The following is an 18,272-nucleotide window of genomic DNA, read 5'->3' on the forward strand; positions in this document are numbered from 1 at the left end:
AGTATAACACTTTCTTGCGACATGGCAAAAATACGTTATCCCACAGGCCCCCGGGATCCCGGGGCATGGGGTAGTTTCAAGGGGGATGCTCCTCCTGGCTGGCCCCACGGATACCGGCAAGTCCACCCTGGCGTTAAGGCTTCTGGAAAAGGCCAAGGAAGCCTACCTCCTGGACCTGGACCCGGGACAAGGCTCCCTGCCCGGGGCCTTCACCCTCTTCCACTACCGGGAAGGAACCCTCACCCCCCTACGCCGCTACCTTCTGGGGGCCCTGTCCCCAAGAGGGATGGAGGTGCAGGCGGTGGTGGGGGCCCTGCGCTTAGCCCGCCTCATCCCCAAAGGAAGCCCCGCCGTGGCCGACACGGATGGCTACCTGGACCCTGGGTTCCGGCTCTTACAGATCGAGGCCCTGGTGCCCGCCGAGGTGCTGGTCCTGGGGTGGGAGGAACTTTACCAGGCCCTTTCCTGGCGCAAGGACCTAAAGGCGCGCCTGGCCCCGCCCCTTCAGGGGGTCCGCAGGAAAACCCCGGCCGAGAGGCGGAAAAACCGCCTGGAAAGGCTTTTTGCCCACTTTCAGGAAGCCAGGCCCCGCCCCCTTCCCCTCGGTCGCGTGCCCGCATACCCTATAGAACCCCCCGAGCCCCAGCGGCTTTACGGGCTCCTGGACGGGGAAGGGTTCCTCCTGGGCTACGGACGGCTTCTGGCCTGGGCAGGGGACGAGGGACTTTTCCTCACCCCCGTGGGGGAGGAGGTGGCCAGGGTGGTACCCACCCGGCTTCTTTTCCCTATCCCCGCACTACCAGGTTGAGGATCTTGCCGGGGACGTAGATTTCCTTCACGATGGCCTTGCCCTCCACGTGGGCCTGAACGTTTCTCACCTTGAGGGCCTCGGCCCTGGCCACCTCCAGGGGGGCGTCCTTGGGAATCCGGATGGTTCCCCGCACCCTCCCGTTCACCTGCACCGCCACCTCCACCACATCCTTTTCCAGGGCCTTTTCGTCCAATTCGGGCCAGCCGGCTTCAAAGAGGCTATCCGGCCAGAACCAGTGCCAAAGTTCCTCAGCGATGTGGGGGGCAAAGGGGAAGAGCATCTGCAGGTAGTAGCGGATGGCGGTGCGGTAGACGGGGGTCACGGGCCGCACCTTGCGGTACTCGTAGAGGGCGTTCAAGAGCTCCATCAGGGCGGCGATGGCGGTGTTGAAGCGCAGGGCCTCGAGGTCCTCCGTGACCTTCTTGAGGGTGGCGTGGAGCTTCTGGTAAAGCTCCCGGTCCGGACCCTCCAGGCTCTCGGCGGCAAACTGGCCCGAGGTGGCCAAAAGGGCCTCCCGGTCCTCCGCCACCCGGCGCCATATGCGGTTCAGGAAGCGCCAGGCCCCCTGCACCCCCTCCTCGGTCCAGACCATCTCGTTTTCGGGGGGTGCGGCGAAGAGGATGGTGATGCGGGCGATATCCGCCCCTTCCTCCTTCACAAAGGGCCCCACCATGACCCCGTTGCCCTTGGACTTGCTCATCACCGCGGGCTTCCAGAAGTGAAGGGTGCCGTCCTCGTGGGGCCTGAGCTCCGCCCCCATCTTCCGCACCTCCTCCAGGGAAAGCTCCCTCTCCGGGATCTCCAGGCGGATGCGGGTGGGCTCGGGCAGGCGCACCCTATCCCCCTCCACCTCCACGGGGCCGAAGTCCGTCCAGGCCAGGACCATGCCCTGGGTGAAAAGCCCCTGGAAGGGTTCCTCCACCTTCACCATCCCCAGGTCGTGGAGGAACTTGGTGAAGAAGCGGCTGTAGAGGAGGTGAAGCACGGCGTGCTCCACCCCGCCGATGTACTGGTCCACCGGCATCCAGAAGTCCGCCTTCGCGGGGTCAAAGGGAAGCGTTTCGTTCCTGGGGTCGGTATAGCGCAGGTAGTACCAGCTGGAGTCCACGAAGGTGTCCATGGTGTCGGTGTCCCGCTTGGCGGGGCCACCGCATTTGGGGCAGGTGGTCTCGTAGAACTCGGGGTGGGCCTCCAGGGGGCTTTTCCCCTTGGGCCGGATGTCCTCGATGTCCTTGAGGTCGGGGAGGAGGACGGGAAGCTCCTCCTCGGGAACCGGCACCACCCCGCAGGCTTCGCAGTGGACCATGGGAATGGGGGTACCCCAGTAGCGCTGGCGGCTGATGAGCCAGTCCCGGAGGCGGTAGGTAACCCTAGCCCTTCCCAGGCCCCTCTCCTCCAGCCAGGCCACCACCTTCTTCTTGCCCTCCTCGCTGGGGGTGCCGTCAAAGGGCCCCGAGTTCACCATGATGCCGGGCTCCTCGTAGGCGGCCTCCAGGGGCTCGGGCAAGGGCTCACCCGGGCGCTCGATCACCTTCCTTATGGGAAGGCCGAACTTCTTGGCGAACTCAAAATCCCTCTGGTCGTGCCCGGGCACCCCCATGATGGCCCCAGTGCCGTAGCCGTAAAGCACGTAATCCGCAGTCCAGATGGGGATTTTCTCCCCGGTGGCGGGGTTTATGGCGTAGGCCCCGAGAAAAACCCCCGTTTTCTCCCGGCCTTCCGCCTGGCGCTCGATCTCGGTCTTGCGCTTGGCAGCCTCCACATAGGCCTCCACCTCGGCCCGCCTTTCGGGAGAGGCAAGCCTTAAGGTGAGGGGGTGCTCCGGGGCCAGGACCATGAAGGTGGCTCCAAAAAGGGTGTCGGGCCGGGTGGTGAAGACGGTGATGGCCTCTTTGAGGCCCTCCACGGGGAACTCGATCTCCGCTCCCTCCGACCGGCCGATCCAGGCCCGCTGCATGGCCTTCACCTTTTCCGGCCAGTCCAGGCCCTCGAGGTCCTCAAGAAGCCTTTCCGCATAGGCGGTGATGCGCAGGTACCACTGCTCCAGCTCCCGCTTCTCCACCGGGGTGTCCTCGTGCCGCCAGCAGCGGCCCTCCACCACCTGCTCGTTGGCCAAGACCGTCTGGCACTTGGGGCACCAGTTCACCAGGCCCTTGGCCCGGTAGGCCAGGCCCTTTTCCCACATCTTCAGGAAGATCCACTGGTTGAAGCGGTAGTAGTCGGGCTCGCAGGTGGTCACCTCCCGGTCCCAGTCGTAGAGGATGCCCATGAGCTCGAGGCTCTCCTTGGCCTGGCGGATGTTGTCGTAGGTCCAGTCCCGGGGGTGGAGGCCGAACTTCAAAGCGGCGTTTTCCGCGGGTAGGCCGAAGGCATCCCAGCCCATGGGATGGAGGACCTCATACCCCTGCACCTTGCGGAAGCGGGCCAGGACGTCCCCCATGGTGTAGTTCTTCAGGTGGCCCATGTGCAGGTCCCCGGAGGGGTAGGGGAACATGACCAGTACGTACTGCTTCCCCTTCCTTCCCGGGACCTCCTTGGCCTTCATGAAGCCCTTTTCCTTCCAGAAGCGTTGCCACTTGGGCTCTATGGCGTGCGGGTTGTACTTCTCCATGCGCTCCTCCCTCAAAAAAACCCTTCCCCCAAGGGGAAGGGACGGCCAGGCCCCTTCCCGCCTTAGGGGATTAGCCTGGCCGGACTCATGGGAACATGATACTGCAACCCGGCAAAAAAGCGTGGGGCGCCCTAGTCCTCCATCGCCCTCGCCACCACCGCCCCCAGGAGGAAGACCCAAAGCACGAGATATAGGCCGAGTAGCGCCAGGACAAACCCCGCCAGGGGTCCGTAGAGGAGCTCGTACTGGGAGCGGGGAAGGAGCTTGGGAAGCCCAAGCCGCACCCCCTCGAAGAGAAGGGCCGCCACCCCTGCCCCCACGCTCAAGGGCACCAGGTGGCGAAACCCTTTGAGGCCGCGGAAAAAGGCGTAGGTGAGGAGAAAGAGCAAAAAGGCCAGGAAGAGGGGTAAAAAAGCCTCCAGGGGCCCCAAGGCCCCCCGCCACTCCGGGGGGAGGAAGCGGAGGAGAAACCCCAGGGCCAGGCCCAAAAGGGCCAGGAGGATGAGGGCAAGGCCCAAGACCACCGGCATGAGGAGGCCCAAAAGGCGGTGGCGAAAACCCAGGGGGCGGCCAAAGATGAGCCCCAGGGCGTAGCTCAGGGCGGCGAAGAAATTGCTTCCCGACCAAAGGAGGAAGAGGGCGCTCACCAGGGTGAGGGGGAAAGCCCCCCGGGTGAGGAAGCGGAGTAGGTCCTGGGCCAGCTCAGGCCGGGCTGGGAAAAGACCCTCGGCCAAGGCCTTCACTCCCCCCAAAAAACCCTCCCTCAGGGCCTCGCTTCCCGAGAGGAAAAGGCCAAAGACCCCCACCAGGAGAAAGAGAAGGGGCATGAGGGAAAGAAGGGCGTAGTAGGCCAAGGCAGCGGCGAAGAAGGGCACATGGGCCTGGGTGTAGAGGCGTAACACCTTCTGCAGCACGGGCTTCCCTTCCCTACCCGCTCCCCCCGGCGGGCATCCTCCCCTACCTCCCCTAGAGGGCACCTATTCCCGCTCCTGCCCCTCTCCCAGGGCCACCCATTTGGTGGTGGTGAGCTCCATGGGCCCCATGGGGCCGTAGGCGTGGAGCTTGGAGGTGCTGATGCCGATCTCCGCCCCCAGGCCCAGCTGGAAGCCATCGTTGAAGCGGGTGGAGGCATTCCACAGGACCAGGCTGGCGTCCACCTCCTCCAGAAACCGCCAGGCGGCCTTGGGATCCTCCGTGCAGATGGCCTCGGTGTGGCGGGAGCCGTAGCGGGCGATGTGTTCCAGGGCTTCTTCCAGGCTGGAAACCACCTTCACCCTCAGGATCAAGTCCAGATACTCCCGGTCCCACTCCTCCTCCTGGGCGGGCACCGCTTCCTTCAGGAGGGGAAGGGCTTTGGGGCAGGCCCTGAGCTCCACACCCCTTTCCCGCATGGCCTTTTCCAGCATGGGGAGGAAGACCTCGGCCACCCTCTCGTGCACCAGGACGGCCTCGAGGGCATTGCACACGGCAGGCCGCTGGGTCTTGCCGTTAATGGCCAGGCGGAGAGCCATATCCAGGTCCGCCCTCTCGTCCACGTAGAGGTGATTCACCCCCTTGGCGTGGGCCAGGACCGGCACCCGGGCCTCCCGTTGCACCAGACGGATGAGCTCCTCCCCACCCCGGGGGATGAGGAGGTCCAATAGCTCCAGGCGGCACATGGCCAAGATGGCCTCCCGGTCGGTGGTGGGCACCAGGCTCACCGCCTCCACAGGAAGCCCGGCCTCCCTCAAGGCCCGATGCCACAGGGAAACCAGGGCCTGGTTGGAGCGGAAAGCCTCCTTTCCCCCCCTGAGGAGCATGGCGTTTCCCGCCTTCAAGGCCACGGAAACCGCCTCCACCGTGGCCCCGGGCCGGGCCTCGTAGATGAAGCCGATGAGGCCCAAGGGGATCCGCATCCTTCCCACCCTAAGGCCGTTTGGCCTCTTGCTAAGCCCCTCGATCCTCCCCAAGGGATCCGGGAGGGCGGCAATCTGACGAAGACCCTCGGTGAGGCTCCTAAGGTCCTTGTCCTTGAGGGCCAGGCGGTCCAGCTTGGCCCGGGATAGCCCCGCCTCCTCCGCCTCCTTGAGGTCCTCTTGGTTGGCCTTTAGCACCTCCGGCCAGGCCTCCTCCAAAAGGCGGGCCATGGCCAGCAGAGCCCCGTCCCGGTTCCCCTTGGCGATCTCGGGAAGCCGGGCCCTGGCTCCTTCCGCCAGTTCCCTCAGCGTTTTCTCAAGATGTTCCCTTTGGGAAGCAGCTAACTCCCCCATGCCTCCTCCTTCAAGGCCAGGTGGTCCCGGTGGACCACCTCCTCCGTGTAGCGATAGCCCAGTAAAGCCTCGATCTCGGCGCTTTTGTGCCCCTTGATGCGCTCAATCTCCTCGGCGGCGTAGTTGGCCAGGCCCACCCCCACCTCTTCCCCTGCCTCGGTGAGGAGGCGCACCGCCTCTCCCCGGCCGAACCGCCCCCGAACCGCCTTGATGCCGGCAGGCAGGAGGCTTGCCCCCTTCTCCCTTAAAGCCCGCACCGCCCCGGCGTCCAGCACCAGCTCCCCCTTGGGCTTCAGAAGACCATAGAGCCAGGCCCTTTGCCCCCGGTACCGCCTTCGGGCGTGGAAGTACGTACCCAAGGGAGCTCCCGCCAGAGCCTCGAGGATCACCCCGGGCCTTCTTCCCGGGAGAAGGAGGGTGGGTATCCCCACCCTTCCGGCGATGCGGGCGGCAAGGAGCTTGGAACGCATCCCCCCGCTTCCCAGGGGATTCCCCTCCCCAGCATGGGCCAGCACAGCCTCCACCCGCTCCACTTCCGGGATGGGGCGGGCGCTGGGGTTCTTCTTGGGGTCATCCTCATAGAGGGCGTCCACGTCGGAAAGGAGGAGCAAAAGCCCCGCCTCCACCAGGGCCGCCACCCGGGCGGAAAGCTGGTCGTTGTCCCCGAAGCGGATCTCCTGGAAGGCCACCGTATCGTTCTCGTTGATGATGGGAACCGCCCCAAGATGCAAAAGGGCCTGCAGGGTGGCCTTGGCGTTCAGGTAGCGCCCGCGGCTCGCCAGATCCTCGGCGGTGAGGAGCACCTGGGCCACCGGGGTGGGGGTGAAGGCTTCCCGCCAATAGGCCATGAGAAGAGGCTGGCCGATGGCGGCCAGGGCCTGCTTGGTGGGCATGTCCTGGGGGCGGGGCAGGCCCAAGGCCGCCATCCCCGCCGCCACCGCCCCCGAGGAAACCAGAACCACCTCCCGCCCCTCCTGGCGCAGGGCCAGAACCTGGCGGGCAATCTCCTGCATCACCCCCTGCTCCAACCCTTGGGGCCCCGCCAACACGGCGCTTCCCACCTTGATGACCAGCCGCTTGGCCTCGAGTCCCGGCCGCATTAAGGCCCAGGATAGCATCTCTCATCCTTTGGCCTTGGGTGGAGATTAAGGTGGAGAGGATGGAGAGAAAAACCCTTTTCGTCCTAGCTTCTTTACTCCTCTTCGCTGCGTGCAACAGCATACTATCCCCTCACCCAGCTGCCGACTTTGCGGTTGAACTCAATCCCTCCACCCTCATTGCCACCCAGGGAACGAGTCAACTAACCACTGTAACCCTAACCCCCCAGAATGGTTTCAAGGGAGTGGTGAGCCTTGCCCTGGAAAGGCAGGATGGTACGCCAGCTCCGATCGGCCTCCACCTTTCCCCCACCAGCTTGAGCGTCACAGGCTCCATCCCAGTAAACCAAGCCCTGACCCTCAGTGTGGGAAGCAGTGTTTCCCCAGGGACCTACCCCCTCAGGCTTAGAGCTACTGCGGGCTCCATCAACAAGACAGCTTCCCTGACCCTCGAGGTGGCCTCGCCACCGCCACCCCCGGACTTTACCCTTGGCCTCAGTCCCAGCAACCTCAGCGTCCAGCAGGGGCAAACCACCGCCACAACCCTAACCCTCACCCCGCAAAACGGGTTCACGGGCCAGGTGAGCCTCTCCCTGGAACGCCAAGATGGGTCCCCAGCTCCCAGCGGGATCTCCGTTTCCCCTGGCAATCTAAATGTGACGGGGCCGAACCCGGTAAGCCAGGCCCTAACCGTGCAAGTAGGACAGGGTGTTCCTACAGGAACCTACGACCTGAGGGTGAAGGCCAGCGCAGGATCCACCACCCGGACCGCCAACCTGACCCTGACAGTCACAGCGCCTCCTCCACCGCCCGACTTTACCCTTCTTCTAACCCCCACAAGCCTGACCCTTCAGCAGGGAGGTAACGGCATTGTTCAGCTCACCCTCACTCCCCGAAACGGCTTCACCGGTACCGTAAGCCTGGCCCTGGTGAATGCTCCGGCAGGGATAACCCTCTCCCCTGGAAGCCTGGACATCACCAGCCCAGACCCTGTGACGCGGTCCCTGACTTTGACCGTGGCCTCCACCACCCCTACTGGTACCCACGCCCTTAAGGTCCGGGCCACGGGAGGTGGCATCAGTCGGGAAGCGGACCTGACCCTCACCGTCACCCAGGCCACGACAGGGGATTTCACCATGACCCTCGAGGGCTCCTCCCTTACCGTGGCCCAAGGGGACCGGGTTTATGTCCGCCTTGCTGTGACGGGATCCTACTCTGGCTCCATCAATCTGAGTCTGGTGGATGCCAACAAAAACCCTTTTTCCGGCGTGAGCCTGAGCCCAACCAGCACCCCTGTTCCCTCCGCTCCCATGCTGGGGCTCACGGCCTCCCTTACCCTTTCCCCTGGCACCTACAACCTCTTCGTGCGGGGTCAGGGAGGAAATCTGGTGCGGGAAGTTCCCCTTACCCTCGAGGTTACACAAGCTTCGTCTGGGCAGAACCTGCGTATTGCCAAGGCCGAATGGGGCCAGACGGTGCTCAAGGAGAACCTGCGTCTGGTAACGGGCAAACCCGCCTTGCTCAGGGTCCATCTTCTGGCAAGCCCCTCTCCCTTTTCCCTGAGCAACCCCTTGGCCGGAGCGGTGTATTGGAACAGTACTTTCCAGGGCAACCTGGCTTTCTCCTGCCCAAGCCCCATCCCCACCACCACGGACCCAGGAAACCTGGCCACCACCTGTACCGCCACCCTGCCGAGCAACTGGGTGGCCCCTGGGCTACGGGTGGAACTCCAGGCAGACCCCCAGGGTCAGGTGGCCGAGAGCAACGAAAGCGACAACCTCTTAACCCTCATTCCCAGCGTGGGTGCGGGTACGGTGCTTTACCTGACCGTGGTCCCCGTGATCCATCAGGGGCAACAAGCGCAAGTACCCAGCTTTAGCCAGACCCTTTGGCGGGCCTGGCCGCTAAAGGAAGTCTCCTTCACCACCCGCGCGCCCTATACCTTCTCCGGTACCTTAAGCCCCAGCGACGGAAACACCTGGGCCCGGCTTCTGGACGAACTTCGCCTCCTCCGCCAGGCCGATGGAAGCAACCGCTACTACTATGGCTTCGTCAGGGTTTCCTACACCTCGGGCATCGCCGGGATTGGCTACCTGGGCTATCCCGTGGCCGCGGGGTGGGACTACTCTGAGAGCGCTCCTGCGGTCATGGCCCACGAGCTGGGGCATAACTTTGACCGGGAGCACGCCCCTTGTGGGGTATCCGGCGACCCCAACTATCCCTACGCAGGCGCCAAGATCGGCACCTGGGGGTACGATCTCGCCAACGGCTCCTTAAAGGACCCCAGCCAGTTTTACGACCTCATGAGCTACTGCGGCCCCCAGTGGGTTTCCGATTACACCTATGAGGGAGCGCAAAGCTTCCTGGAAACCTCTCCTCCAGCACCTTTATCCTTAATGGAAGCCGGTCTCCTCTTCTCTGGGCGCATCCGGGATGGGGAGGTGGTGTTCAACCCTCCGTTAAAGCTCAACGCTGCTCCGGAAGGGAAGCCCTCCGCCTACCGCCTGCGGGCAGAAGGACCGGGAGGCCCCCTCGAGGTGCCCGTCTACATCCTGAAAGACTCCGAAGGTACCCTCCACTTCCAGGCCCGCCTGCCCCTGAACCCCTACACCCGGGTGGGGCTTTACCTGGGAAGCCAGCTCCTCAAGGAGGCCACCCTCCCCCTTCTTCCCCAGGCGGAACCCCAGGTGGAGCTAAAGGAGGAAGGAGGCTTCCTCCTGGTCCACATCCAGGGCTACCCCTACTTTTCCCTTTTCCATGTGTCTTCAGATGGAACCCGCACCGCCTTGGGCCTCTGGCACCGGGCGGGGGAGGTGCGGTTTGCCCTGGAAAACCTTCCCGCGGGAGGCCAGTGGGAAATCCAGCTTACGGATGGGCTAAATATCCGAATCCTTCTCTTTCCTCGCTGAGAAACATCCCTGGCAAAAGGCCACCTTTCCCTCCCGCCTGAGCCGTACCAGAAGGGCGAAGAGGGTGGCCTTCCTGAGCCCGGGGCGGAGGGATTGAAGCTGGGTGTGGAGGTCCTCGAGGGTCCTGGGCTCCCGAAGAAGATGGAGAAGATGGGCTTCCAGACGCTTATCCCGCACTAACCCCATTATTGACAAGGGGGGCTTTCCCATGCTACCTTGAGGGTCGGCTTGGGCCCGTAGCTCAGTTGGATAGAGCGGCTGACTACGGATCAGCAGGTCAGGGGTTCGAATCCTCTCGGGCCCGCCAAAACCCCCCGGGGAAACCCGGGGAATGTTTTTTCGGGTAAGCCCTACAATGGGGCCATGAAGATCTACACCAAGACCGGGGACGCAGGGGAAACCGGCCTTTACGGGGCCGAGCGGGTGGCAAAGGCCCATCCCCGGGTGGAGGCCTACGGCACCGTGGACGAGGCCAACTCCGCCCTGGGCCTGGCGCGAAGCCTCCTTCCCCGGGAACACCTGGATCTCCACGACCTCCTGGAGCGCATCCAAAACGCCCTCTTTGACCTGGGGGCCGACCTAGCCACCCGCATGGGGAGCCCCTACGAGAAGAACATCGCCCGCATGGACGCCCAGGACGTGGAGGGGCTGGAGCAGGCCATCGACCGCTACATGGAGGAAAGCCCTCCCTTCCAGGGCTTTATCCTCCCGGGAGGGCATCCGGCGGCGGCAGCCTTGCACCTGGCCCGAACCGTGGTGCGCCGGGCGGAGCGCAAGGTGGTGGCCTTAAGCCGGGAGGAGCCCGTGAACCCCGAGGCCATCCGCTACCTCAACCGCCTTTCCGACCTCCTCTTCGTCCTGGCCCGGGTGGTGAACACCCGGGAAGGGGTGCGGGAAGAGGCGTGGCTGGTGAAGAAAAGGCGCTAGGGCCAGGGCTTGCCGTAAACCCTCACCTCGGCCCCGGGGAAGGCGGTTTCCAGAAGATCCTTCAGGAACAAGGCGGCTGAGGGAAGAAGCCCTCCGCAAGGACCCTCCATGTAAAGGAAAAGGTAGCGGGGCCTTCTCGGAGACTGGGAAAACCCCAGGCATCCCTCGTACTCGGGAAAGTACTCATAGAAAAGCTCCAAGAGGTCCCGCACCAGGTCCCTGGCCTCGGGCAGGGCCTCAATGGAGCTTTGCGGCTTGACCCAGAAGGTCATGGCCTTCATGCAAATCCATTATGGCCCTTGACCCGGATAGGGTGGCATGATATCACTTAGATATATGATTGAAGTCACCGGTCTCACCAAGGCCTACGGCCAGCGCCTGGCCGTGCAGGACCTCACCTTCCAGGTGGCCCCCGGGGAGGTCTATGCCCTACTGGGCCCCAACGGGGCTGGGAAGACCACCACCTTGCGGGTTCTCTCCACCCTGATCCGCCCCACCCAGGGCAGGATCAGGGTGGCGGGGTTCGATGTGGTCCAAGACCCCCTCGAGGTGCGCCGGCGCCTGGGCCTGGTTAACGGAGGCATGCGGGTGTACGACCGCCTCACGGGGCGGGAGGTACTCCGGTTCTTCGCCGGGTTTTACGGCCTCGAGGGCCAGGCCTTCCAGGAGGCCCTGGACTGGGTAGCGGACCTTTTGGAGATGGAGGAAACCCTGGAGCGAAGGGTCATGGAGATGTCCACCGGCATGCGTCAGAAGGTGGTCATCGCCCGGGCCATCCTCCACCGCCCTCCCGTCCTCCTTCTGGACGAGGCCACGGCCGGGCTGGACGTGTTCGCCCGCAGGGCTCTTCTGGACTTCGTCAAGGCCTACCGCCAGCTGGGCAACGCCATCATCTACTCCACCCACGTGATGAGCGAGGCGGAGGAGGTGGCGGACCGGGTGGGCTTTTTGCACCAGGGCCGGCTGGTCTATGAGGGAAGCAAGGAGGAAGCCCTGGCCCTGGGGGAGGGAAGCCTGGAGGAAGCGTTCGTGCGCAGGGTGAAGGAGGCCGCATGAGGGATATCTACCGCATCTTCTGGAAGGAACTTGTGCAGGTCTTTCGCGACCGCAAGCTGGTCTTCTCCACCCTGATCCTTCCTGTGCTGCTCATGCCCATTTTCATGTTCGGGCCCAGCCTGGTCCTCCAAAGGCTCCTGCAGGGCGCCCAGGAGAGGAAGCAGGAGGTGGCGGTCCTGAACCTGCCCGAAGAAGCCCTCCGCGCCCTGGAGCAGGCTGGACTCTCCCCCAAAGCCCACCCCGACCCCGAGGGAGCCGTGCGGGAGGGGAAGTATCCCGTGGGCGTCCGCTACGAGCAGGGGGTGTACCGGGTCTATGGCCGCCTGGCAGGGGGGCTCACGGAGGGGCAGGTGGCGGTGAGCAAGGTGCAAGGCGCCCTGCAAATCCTTAAGGAGGCCAAGGTGGCCGAGGCCCTGGCCCAGAGGGGAATCCCCCACCAGGTCCTCACTCCCTTCCAGGTGGAGGTGGTGGACACCTCCCCCAAGCGGGAGAAGGCCGGGGGGCTTCTGGGCTTCCTCCTTCCCTTCTTCCTGGTGGTCTTCGTCCTCACAGGGGGACAGGTGGTGGCGGTGGACGCCACCGCCGGGGAGAAGGAGAAGGGGACCCTCGAGGCCCTCCTCATGGCCCCGGTGCCCCTCTGGCACCTGGCCTTGGGCAAAACCCTGGCCACGGTGGCCATGGCCCTTCTTTCCGGGATATCGGGGCTTGTGGGCCTGGCCTCGGGCAGGGCCCTGGCGGCGGAGTTTGGCGGCCGTCTTTTCACGGAAACCGGCCAGACCCTGGAACTGGGCGGTCAGCTGATCCTGGACGGAACCAGCTTTCTTGCCCTCTTCCTCTCCGCCTTCCTGCTGGCCCTCTTCATGGGGGCAGTGATGGTGAGCCTGGGGCTTTTCGCCCGAAGCTTCAAGGAAGCCCAGAGCTACATGGCCCCCCTCCAGCTTCTCGTCTTGCTCCCCCTCATCTTCCTCCAGTTTCGGGGCTTCTTTGAACTGCAAACCTGGCACCACCTGGTGCCCCTCTTCAACGTGGCCCTCCTCATGGACGCCCTCCTGAAGGGAAGCGCAAGCCCCCTGCAGGCGGGCCTCACCTGGGGTTCCACCCTGGTCTACGCCGGGCTTGCCCTCCTGGTGGCGGTCCGGGTTTTTTCCCGGGAAGAGGTGGTCTTCAGGAACTAAAGGGAGGCAGCATGCGCGAGGTAAAGGAAACTGCGGCGTGGCGGCAAAACGGCTTTCTGGCCCTTTTGGCTCTCCTCCTGGCCCTCCTCTGGCTGGGCTGGGCAGGGTATCGGTTGGTGGGCGAGAAGGAGCTTTTCTACCTCTGGCACCTCATCTCCGCCCTTCTGGCCTCGGGGCTTTTAGCGGCGGGGCTTTTCACCGTGCAACCCAACGAGGCGGTGGCCCTGGTCTTCCTGGGGCGGTACGTGGGTAGCGTCCGGGAGGAAGGCTTCCACTTCGCCAACCCCCTGGCCCAGCGAAAACGGGTCACCCTGAGGGTCCACAACTTCACCTCCGATAAACTCAAGGTGAACGACGCCCACGGAAACCCCATAGAGATCGCCGCCGTGGTGGTGTGGCGGGTGGTGGACACGGCCAAGGCTCTTTTCCAGGTGGAGAACTACCAGAGCTTCGTGGCCATCCAGTCGGAGGCGGCCATCAGGGCGCTGGCGAGCCGCCACCCCTACGATGCCGAGGGCAGGTCCTTAAGGGGAAACCCGGAGGAAATCGCCGAGGAGCTCAAGGCCGAGGTGCAGGAGCGCCTGAAGGTGGCCGGGGTGGAGGTGTTGGAGGCCCGTCTCACCCACCTGGCCTACGCTCCGGAGATCGCCCAGGCCATGCTCCGCCGGCAGCAGGCCCTGGCAGTGGTGGCGGCCAGGAGGCTCATCGTGGAGGCAGCGGTGGGCATGGTGAAGGAAGCCCTCCTGGGCCTCGAGGCCCAGGGGATCGCCCTGGACGAGGAACGCCGGGCGGCCATGGTGAACAACCTCATGGTGGCCCTGGTGGCCGAGGCCCAGGCCCATCCGGTGATGAACGTGGGTACCCTGTACACCTAAAGGGGGTGGGGTGAGAGAAAAGGAGAAGAAGCGCTTCCTTTTGAGGCTTGACCCAAGGCTCTACCGGGTGCTGGAGAAATGGGCCCAGGACGAGCTGAGGAGCGTGAACGCCCAGATCGAGTTCCTCCTCAAGGAAGCCGCCAAGAAGGCGGGGAGGTGGAAGGATGAAGCTCCACCCGAAGAGGGACGGGAACCCTAAGCGCTCCTTCCTAAGGTTTTTTGTCCTAAGTACCTTAGCCCTCCTGGGGCTAACGTTCTTGGCCTTCCAGGACGCTTCGGAAAGCCTAACCCTCTTGGTAACCCTCCTCGTTTTGGGGGTTCTCCTTCTCGGGGCCTTTTTGCTTTGGTTTTCTAGCCTCCCCGAAAGGCTTTCCTACGAGCTAGCCGGTTCGGTCCTTACCATCCACCTGCCCTTTGGTCACCGCGTGGTTCACCGTTCGGAGGTGGCGGAGGTGAGGCCCCTCTCCTATGCTCTCTCTCGGCGCATCTACCGGCACAAGGGAGAAGCCTCCATGCCCGGCTACCACCGCAAGCGGCTCCGGCTGGAGGGACTACCCGTGGAGGCCCTCGTGGGAGCCAGGCGGGGGGAGGGAGTGCTCCTGGTGCTCAAAAACGGCTCCGGCCTCCTTCTCAACCCGGAAGACCCCCTTCCCCTGCTGAAGTGGAAGGAGGAGGCATGAGCGCCCTTTACTGGACCCTGGGGCTTTCCTGGGTGGCCTTCCTGGCCTTTTACCTGCTGGGCGGGCGGGTGGGTAGCCCTGCCTATCTGGCCTTTGGCTTCCTCTACATGTGGATTCCCGGCCTGGTGGCCCTTTCCTTCGCCCGCAAGGAGGGAGTGCGCCTCCCCCTTGCCCTAAGGCCCAACCGCTACTGGCTTTTCGCCTGGCTCTTCCCCGTGGCCCTCACCCTGCTTTCCATTCCCTTAAGCCTTCCCTTCGGCGCCTGGAAAGGATGGGAAGCCCTCCGGCAAACCGTGCCCCCGGAAGCAGCCCAGGCGATCCCGGAAACCCTCTCTGCGCTTTTCCCCCTGGTCCTCATCCTCTCCGCCCTGATGGCGGGAGCCACGGTAAACCTCCTGGCCGCTTTGGGAGAGGAACTTTTGTGGCGGGGGTACCTGTGGGAAAAGCTAAAGGAGCGGGGCTTCTGGCCCGCCAGCCTGGAAATCGGCTTCTGGTGGGGCCTGTGGCATGCTCCCCTTATCCTGGCCGGCCACAACTATCCCAGAGAACCCCTCCTCGGCGTTCCCATGATGATCCTTTTCACCTTGGCCCTGACCCCTGGGCTCCTCTGGGTCCGGGAAAAGGCGGGCTCGGTGCTGGCGGCAGCCCTCTTCCACGGAACCCTGAACGCCATAGCAGGCCTTTCCCTCCTTCTGGTGGAACGCACCCACGACCTCCTCATCGGGGTGGTGGGGCTTCCTGGGCTTTTCCTCCTTTCCCTTTTCAACCTCTGGCTGAGGAGGCGGGTATAGTCAAGGGGATGCGGTTTCTGGTGCTTTCGGGGCTTTCCGGAGCGGGCAAGACCACGGCCAGGGGATACCTTGAGGACCTGGGCTACTTCATGGTGGACAACCTTCCCCCAAGCCTGTGGGAAGCCCTTTTGCAGGAACTGGCTCGAAGAGGGGTGGAGCGGGCCGGGGTGGTGCTGGACGCCCGGGCTCTGGCCTTCTTCGGGGATCTGGAAAGGGTATTGGACCAGCTCAAGCCCACCGTGGTCTACCTCGAGGCCCGCCCCGAGGTCCTCCTGCGCCGCTACAACCTGACCCGGAGGGTCCACCCCCTGGGAGCGGGAAATCTCATGCGGGAGATCGGGGAGGAACGCCGCATCCTGGGTCCTTTACGGGCCAGGGCCCACCTGGTCCTGGATACCTCGGAGCTTTCCCCAAGGGCCCTCAAGGACGCCCTGGTGCGCTTTCTGGGGGAGGAGGCGGGCTTTCTTTTGCGCCTCATTTCCTTTGGCTTCAAGTGGGGCCCGCCCCAGGAGGCGGATTTGGTCCTGGACGTGCGCCCCCTGCCCAACCCTCACTACGACCCCACCCTCAAGCCCAAGACGGGGCTTGACCTCGAGGTGCAGGCCTACGTGTTCCGGGAAGAGTACGAGCCCTACTACCGGGCCCTGCTGGCGGTGGTGGGGCTGGCGGCGGAGGGAGCCCAGAAGGAAGGCAGGGCCTTTTACACCGTGGCCGTGGGGTGCACCGGGGGAAGGCACCGGAGCGTGGCGGTGGCGGAACGGCTTGCCGAGGAGCTCTCCAGCCGGTTCCGGGTGGAGGTGAGCCACCGGGATGTGGACAAGGAGGAGTAAGTACCAGGGATTGTACCGGGTAGCCAAAGGGCTTGCCCGGCGCTTTCCCCCGCTTCGCTGGCTCTACCCGGGGATGCGGGTCAAGCGTTACGCCGCCTTGGCGGGCCTGGGGGTAGGCCTCATGGCCTACGGGCTTGCCCGCTTCCTCCCTCCCCCACCCCCGGAACCCTGGGCCCTGGGCCTCGTCCTCCTGGGCCTCGCCCTCTTGGTGGGAGGGGTAAGGAGCATGAACCGGAGCATGCTCTCCGCCTTCACCGAGCCCGAGGCGGTGCCGGAAAGGGTCTACGTGCGCAGGAGGTTGGAGCAGGGTCCCAAGGTGGTGGCCTTTGGCGGTGGGACCGGGCTTTCCCGGGTGCTTAGGGGCTTAAAGGAGCACACGGCCAACACCACCGCCATCGTGGCCGTGACCGACGATGGGGGCTCCACGGGCCGGCTTCGGGCTGCGTTTGGCCTGCCGGCGGTGGGGGATCTGGTGGACTGCCTGGCAGCGCTTTCCGACCACCCCGCCCTTCCCAAGCTCCTGCACCACCGCTTCCAGGAAGGGGAGTTTAAGGGCCACACCTTCGGCAACCTCTTCCTCTTGACCCTGAACCAGGAGGCCAGGGATTTCGCCCAGGCCATCCTCGAGGCCAACGCCATCCTGCAGCTTAGGGGCCAGGTCTTTCCCGCCACCCCCGAGGCCGTGCGGCTCAAGGCCCGCTTCCGCGATGGTTCGGAGGTGGTGGGCGAGGTGGCCATCCGGGAAAAAAGGGGGCGGATCCAGGAGGTCTTCCTGGAACCCGAACCCCAGCGGGTCATGGAGGAAGCCCTCAGGGCCATCCGCCAGGCAGACCTCCTGGTCCTGGGCCCGGGAAGCCTCTACACCAGCGTCATCCCCAGCTTCCTGCCCAAGCCCCTCCTGGAGGCCATGGCCAAGGCAAAGGCCCCCCTGGTCTACGTGGTGAACCTCATGACCGAGCCGGGGGAAACCGATGGCTACACCGCTTACGACCATTACAAGGCCATCGCCTACCATCTCGGCAGGAGGCCCGAGGTGGTCCTGGTGCACACCGCCCCCATCCCGGAGGAAGTCCAAAGGCGGTATGCGGCAGAAGGGCGTTTCCCCGTGGCCTTTGACCCGAGGCCCTTCGCCGCGGACGGGGTGAGGGTGATCACCGGGGATTTCCGGGAGGAGGGTCCCTTGGCCCAGCACGATCCGGAAAAGGTGGTGAGGGCCCTCGTGGCCCTGGTATAAAGATGGGCATGCTGTTTCTCTTCCAGGACCCTGTGGGCGACGATCAAGGCCTGGCCTACCTCTATCCCCGGGCGGCCCTGTTCCAGGAGGCGGGGGAGGGCTATGCCGACCTCCTGGCCCTGGCAGGGGAGGAACGGGAAGGGAGGCTGGTCCTGAAGGTGCGCCTAAGCCGCTACCCGAATCCCCTCGAGGGCCCTTTGGGCTTCAGCCTGGCCACGGTGGCCCTCTGGTTGGACACCGGGGAAGGAGGGGAGGAAGCCTTGCTTCCCGGGCTTTCCACCCCTCCTGGCCAAGGCTGGGAGGTGGCCTATATCCTCACGGGATTCGGCGGGGAAAAGCGTACCCCCACCGGGGAAAGGACGCCCGCCAGGGTGTGGCGGGAAGGGGAATGGATGGTGGTGGACACCGGGATTTCCCCCGGGCCTTACGGCTACTACGGGGCCGTGGGCCTCTTTGACCCCTTCGCTTCCTGGTACCTGCGCCCCACAAGCCCGGAAGGAGGCCCCTGGACCCTGGGGGCCCCTCCGGGAAGCCCCCCGGTGGTGGACCTTTTGGCGGAGGCACCCTTGGACCAGGTAAAGGCCTACCAAACCGGCATCCTGAAGCCCTTAAGGCCCAAGGGATTCGCCCTCAAAAGGGAAAGCCTCCTGGCCTTTGCCCTGGGCGGGGCCTCCCTCCTCCTGGCCTTCCTCCTCCGCAAGCCCTAGAGGGGGCGCAAATCCTCCAGAAGAAGCCAGCCCACCTCCTTGGGAAGCCCCTCCAGCATCCCCCGAAGGATGGGGGCCAGGGTTTCCGTCAGGGGCTTCAAGGCCTCGGGAGGTTCCTCGGTGAGGAGAAGAAGGGTAACCTGGTAAAAACGCTGGGTGTGGGTGGGGGTGCCGTCCTCAAAAAAGGGTGTGGGGGGCGGCACCTCGTCCAGGAGAAGCCTGGCTCCCTCCACCTCCTGGGGAAGCAGGGTTTTCAGGTCCAGGGCAAGCTCCCTGGGGTACCAGAGGTAGCCCTGGAACAGGCGCACCGCTTGCACCCG

At 64.7% G+C, this 18,272-nt stretch carries 19 protein-coding genes and 1 tRNA gene; 13 read left to right on the top strand and 7 right to left on the bottom strand.

Annotated features, from left to right (window positions below; translation table 11 throughout):
* The first annotated feature begins 85 nt into the window (after positions 1 to 85).
* Positions 86 to 808 carry a Clp1/GlmU family protein gene (locus tag AC27GT_RS02155; protein ID WP_487223460.1) on the top strand — a complete coding sequence of 241 codons (723 nt, stop codon included), beginning with the start codon at positions 86 to 88 and terminating at the stop codon, positions 806 to 808.
* On the opposite strand, the gene leuS is transcribed toward AC27GT_RS02155, so the two are convergent.
* The 4 genes from leuS to proB form a co-directional block, all read right to left on the bottom strand.
* Positions 786 to 3,422, bottom strand: coding sequence for a leucine--tRNA ligase (leuS, locus tag AC27GT_RS02160; protein ID WP_487223461.1), 2,637 nt, complete (start codon positions 3,420 to 3,422; stop codon positions 786 to 788). The genes AC27GT_RS02155 and leuS overlap by 23 nt on opposite strands.
* Positions 3,423 to 3,553: 131 nt before the next feature.
* A complete protein-coding gene (locus AC27GT_RS02165) occupies positions 3,554 to 4,336 on the bottom strand; it encodes a YhjD/YihY/BrkB family envelope integrity protein (protein WP_038029977.1) in 783 nt (260 codons plus the stop codon).
* A gap of 63 nt (positions 4,337 to 4,399) precedes the next feature.
* Complete coding sequence (locus AC27GT_RS02170) at positions 4,400 to 5,671, bottom strand: glutamate-5-semialdehyde dehydrogenase (RefSeq protein ID WP_052037942.1); 1,272 nt, start codon at positions 5,669 to 5,671, stop codon at positions 4,400 to 4,402.
* The gene (proB, locus tag AC27GT_RS02175) at positions 5,659 to 6,771 is read right to left on the bottom strand and encodes a glutamate 5-kinase (protein ID WP_487223462.1); all 1,113 of its coding nucleotides are present in this window, start codon (positions 6,769 to 6,771) and stop codon (positions 5,659 to 5,661) included. The genes AC27GT_RS02170 and proB overlap by 13 nt, the downstream gene beginning before the upstream one ends.
* 245 nt (positions 6,772 to 7,016) lie before the next feature.
* Between proB and AC27GT_RS02180 the strand changes: the two genes are divergently transcribed.
* Positions 7,017 to 9,677, top strand: a complete 2,661-nt coding sequence (locus AC27GT_RS02180; protein WP_487223463.1) for a COG1470 family protein — start codon at positions 7,017 to 7,019, stop codon at positions 9,675 to 9,677.
* Here AC27GT_RS02180 and AC27GT_RS02185 read toward each other — a convergent pair.
* The gene (locus AC27GT_RS02185) at positions 9,645 to 9,854 is read right to left on the bottom strand and encodes a hypothetical protein (protein ID WP_054391519.1); all 210 of its coding nucleotides are present in this window, start codon (positions 9,852 to 9,854) and stop codon (positions 9,645 to 9,647) included. The two genes, AC27GT_RS02180 and AC27GT_RS02185, sit on opposite strands and share 33 nt — an antisense overlap.
* Before the next feature lie 53 nt (positions 9,855 to 9,907).
* Here AC27GT_RS02185 and AC27GT_RS02190 point away from each other — a divergent pair.
* A tRNA-Arg gene (locus tag AC27GT_RS02190) sits at positions 9,908 to 9,984 on the top strand.
* A gap of 56 nt (positions 9,985 to 10,040) precedes the next feature.
* On the top strand, positions 10,041 to 10,604 hold the full coding sequence (locus AC27GT_RS02195) for a cob(I)yrinic acid a,c-diamide adenosyltransferase (RefSeq protein ID WP_054391617.1): 564 nt from the start codon (positions 10,041 to 10,043) through the stop codon (positions 10,602 to 10,604).
* On the opposite strand, the gene AC27GT_RS02200 is transcribed toward AC27GT_RS02195, so the two are convergent.
* Complete coding sequence (locus tag AC27GT_RS02200) at positions 10,601 to 10,885, bottom strand: hypothetical protein (RefSeq protein WP_028493682.1); 285 nt, start codon at positions 10,883 to 10,885, stop codon at positions 10,601 to 10,603. The two genes, AC27GT_RS02195 and AC27GT_RS02200, sit on opposite strands and share 4 nt — an antisense overlap.
* A 55-nt stretch (positions 10,886 to 10,940) precedes the next feature.
* On the opposite strand from AC27GT_RS02200, the gene AC27GT_RS02205 reads away from it, so the two are divergent.
* The 9 genes from AC27GT_RS02205 to AC27GT_RS02245 all read left to right on the top strand — a co-directional run bounded on the left by AC27GT_RS02205 (position 10,941) and on the right by AC27GT_RS02245 (position 17,952).
* Entirely contained in the window at positions 10,941 to 11,660 is a 720-nt protein-coding gene (locus AC27GT_RS02205) for an ATP-binding cassette domain-containing protein (RefSeq protein ID WP_028493681.1), read from the top strand.
* Positions 11,657 to 12,835: an ABC transporter permease gene (locus AC27GT_RS02210; RefSeq protein WP_054391518.1), complete on the top strand. Its 1,179-nt coding sequence runs from the start codon at positions 11,657 to 11,659 to the stop codon at positions 12,833 to 12,835. Before AC27GT_RS02205 ends, AC27GT_RS02210 begins: the two co-directional genes overlap by 4 nt.
* Positions 12,836 to 12,846: 11 nt before the next feature.
* Positions 12,847 to 13,710 (top strand): SPFH domain-containing protein, encoded by an 864-nt coding sequence (locus tag AC27GT_RS02215; RefSeq protein ID WP_028493679.1) that lies wholly within the window; start codon positions 12,847 to 12,849, stop codon positions 13,708 to 13,710.
* Positions 13,711 to 13,720: 10 nt separating this feature from the next.
* The gene (locus AC27GT_RS02220) at positions 13,721 to 13,909 is read left to right on the top strand and encodes a type II toxin-antitoxin system antitoxin (protein ID WP_015718336.1); all 189 of its coding nucleotides are present in this window, start codon (positions 13,721 to 13,723) and stop codon (positions 13,907 to 13,909) included.
* A 94-nt stretch (positions 13,910 to 14,003) separates the two neighbouring features.
* Entirely contained in the window at positions 14,004 to 14,390 is a 387-nt protein-coding gene (locus AC27GT_RS02225; protein ID WP_261786537.1) for a hypothetical protein, read from the top strand.
* Positions 14,387 to 15,181 (top strand): CPBP family glutamic-type intramembrane protease, encoded by a 795-nt coding sequence (locus tag AC27GT_RS02230; RefSeq protein ID WP_038070747.1) that lies wholly within the window; start codon positions 14,387 to 14,389, stop codon positions 15,179 to 15,181. The genes AC27GT_RS02225 and AC27GT_RS02230 overlap by 4 nt, the downstream gene beginning before the upstream one ends.
* 8 nt (positions 15,182 to 15,189) lie before the next feature.
* Entirely contained in the window at positions 15,190 to 16,011 is an 822-nt protein-coding gene (gene rapZ, locus AC27GT_RS02235) for an RNase adapter RapZ (RefSeq protein ID WP_054391516.1), read from the top strand.
* A gap of 73 nt (positions 16,012 to 16,084) precedes the next feature.
* Positions 16,085 to 17,245, top strand: a complete 1,161-nt coding sequence (locus tag AC27GT_RS02240) for a gluconeogenesis factor YvcK family protein (protein WP_261786536.1) — start codon at positions 16,085 to 16,087, stop codon at positions 17,243 to 17,245.
* Between the two features lie 8 nt (positions 17,246 to 17,253).
* Entirely contained in the window at positions 17,254 to 17,952 is a 699-nt protein-coding gene (locus AC27GT_RS02245; protein ID WP_054391616.1) for a glucodextranase DOMON-like domain-containing protein, read from the top strand.
* On the opposite strand, the gene AC27GT_RS02250 is transcribed toward AC27GT_RS02245, so the two are convergent.
* The gene (locus AC27GT_RS02250) at positions 17,949 to 18,269 is read right to left on the bottom strand and encodes a DUF3208 domain-containing protein (protein WP_015718342.1); all 321 of its coding nucleotides are present in this window, start codon (positions 18,267 to 18,269) and stop codon (positions 17,949 to 17,951) included. The genes AC27GT_RS02245 and AC27GT_RS02250 overlap by 4 nt on opposite strands.
* Positions 18,270 to 18,272 lie beyond the last annotated feature (3 nt).

This window comes from Thermus sp. KWY1 (genome assembly GCF_057547025.1).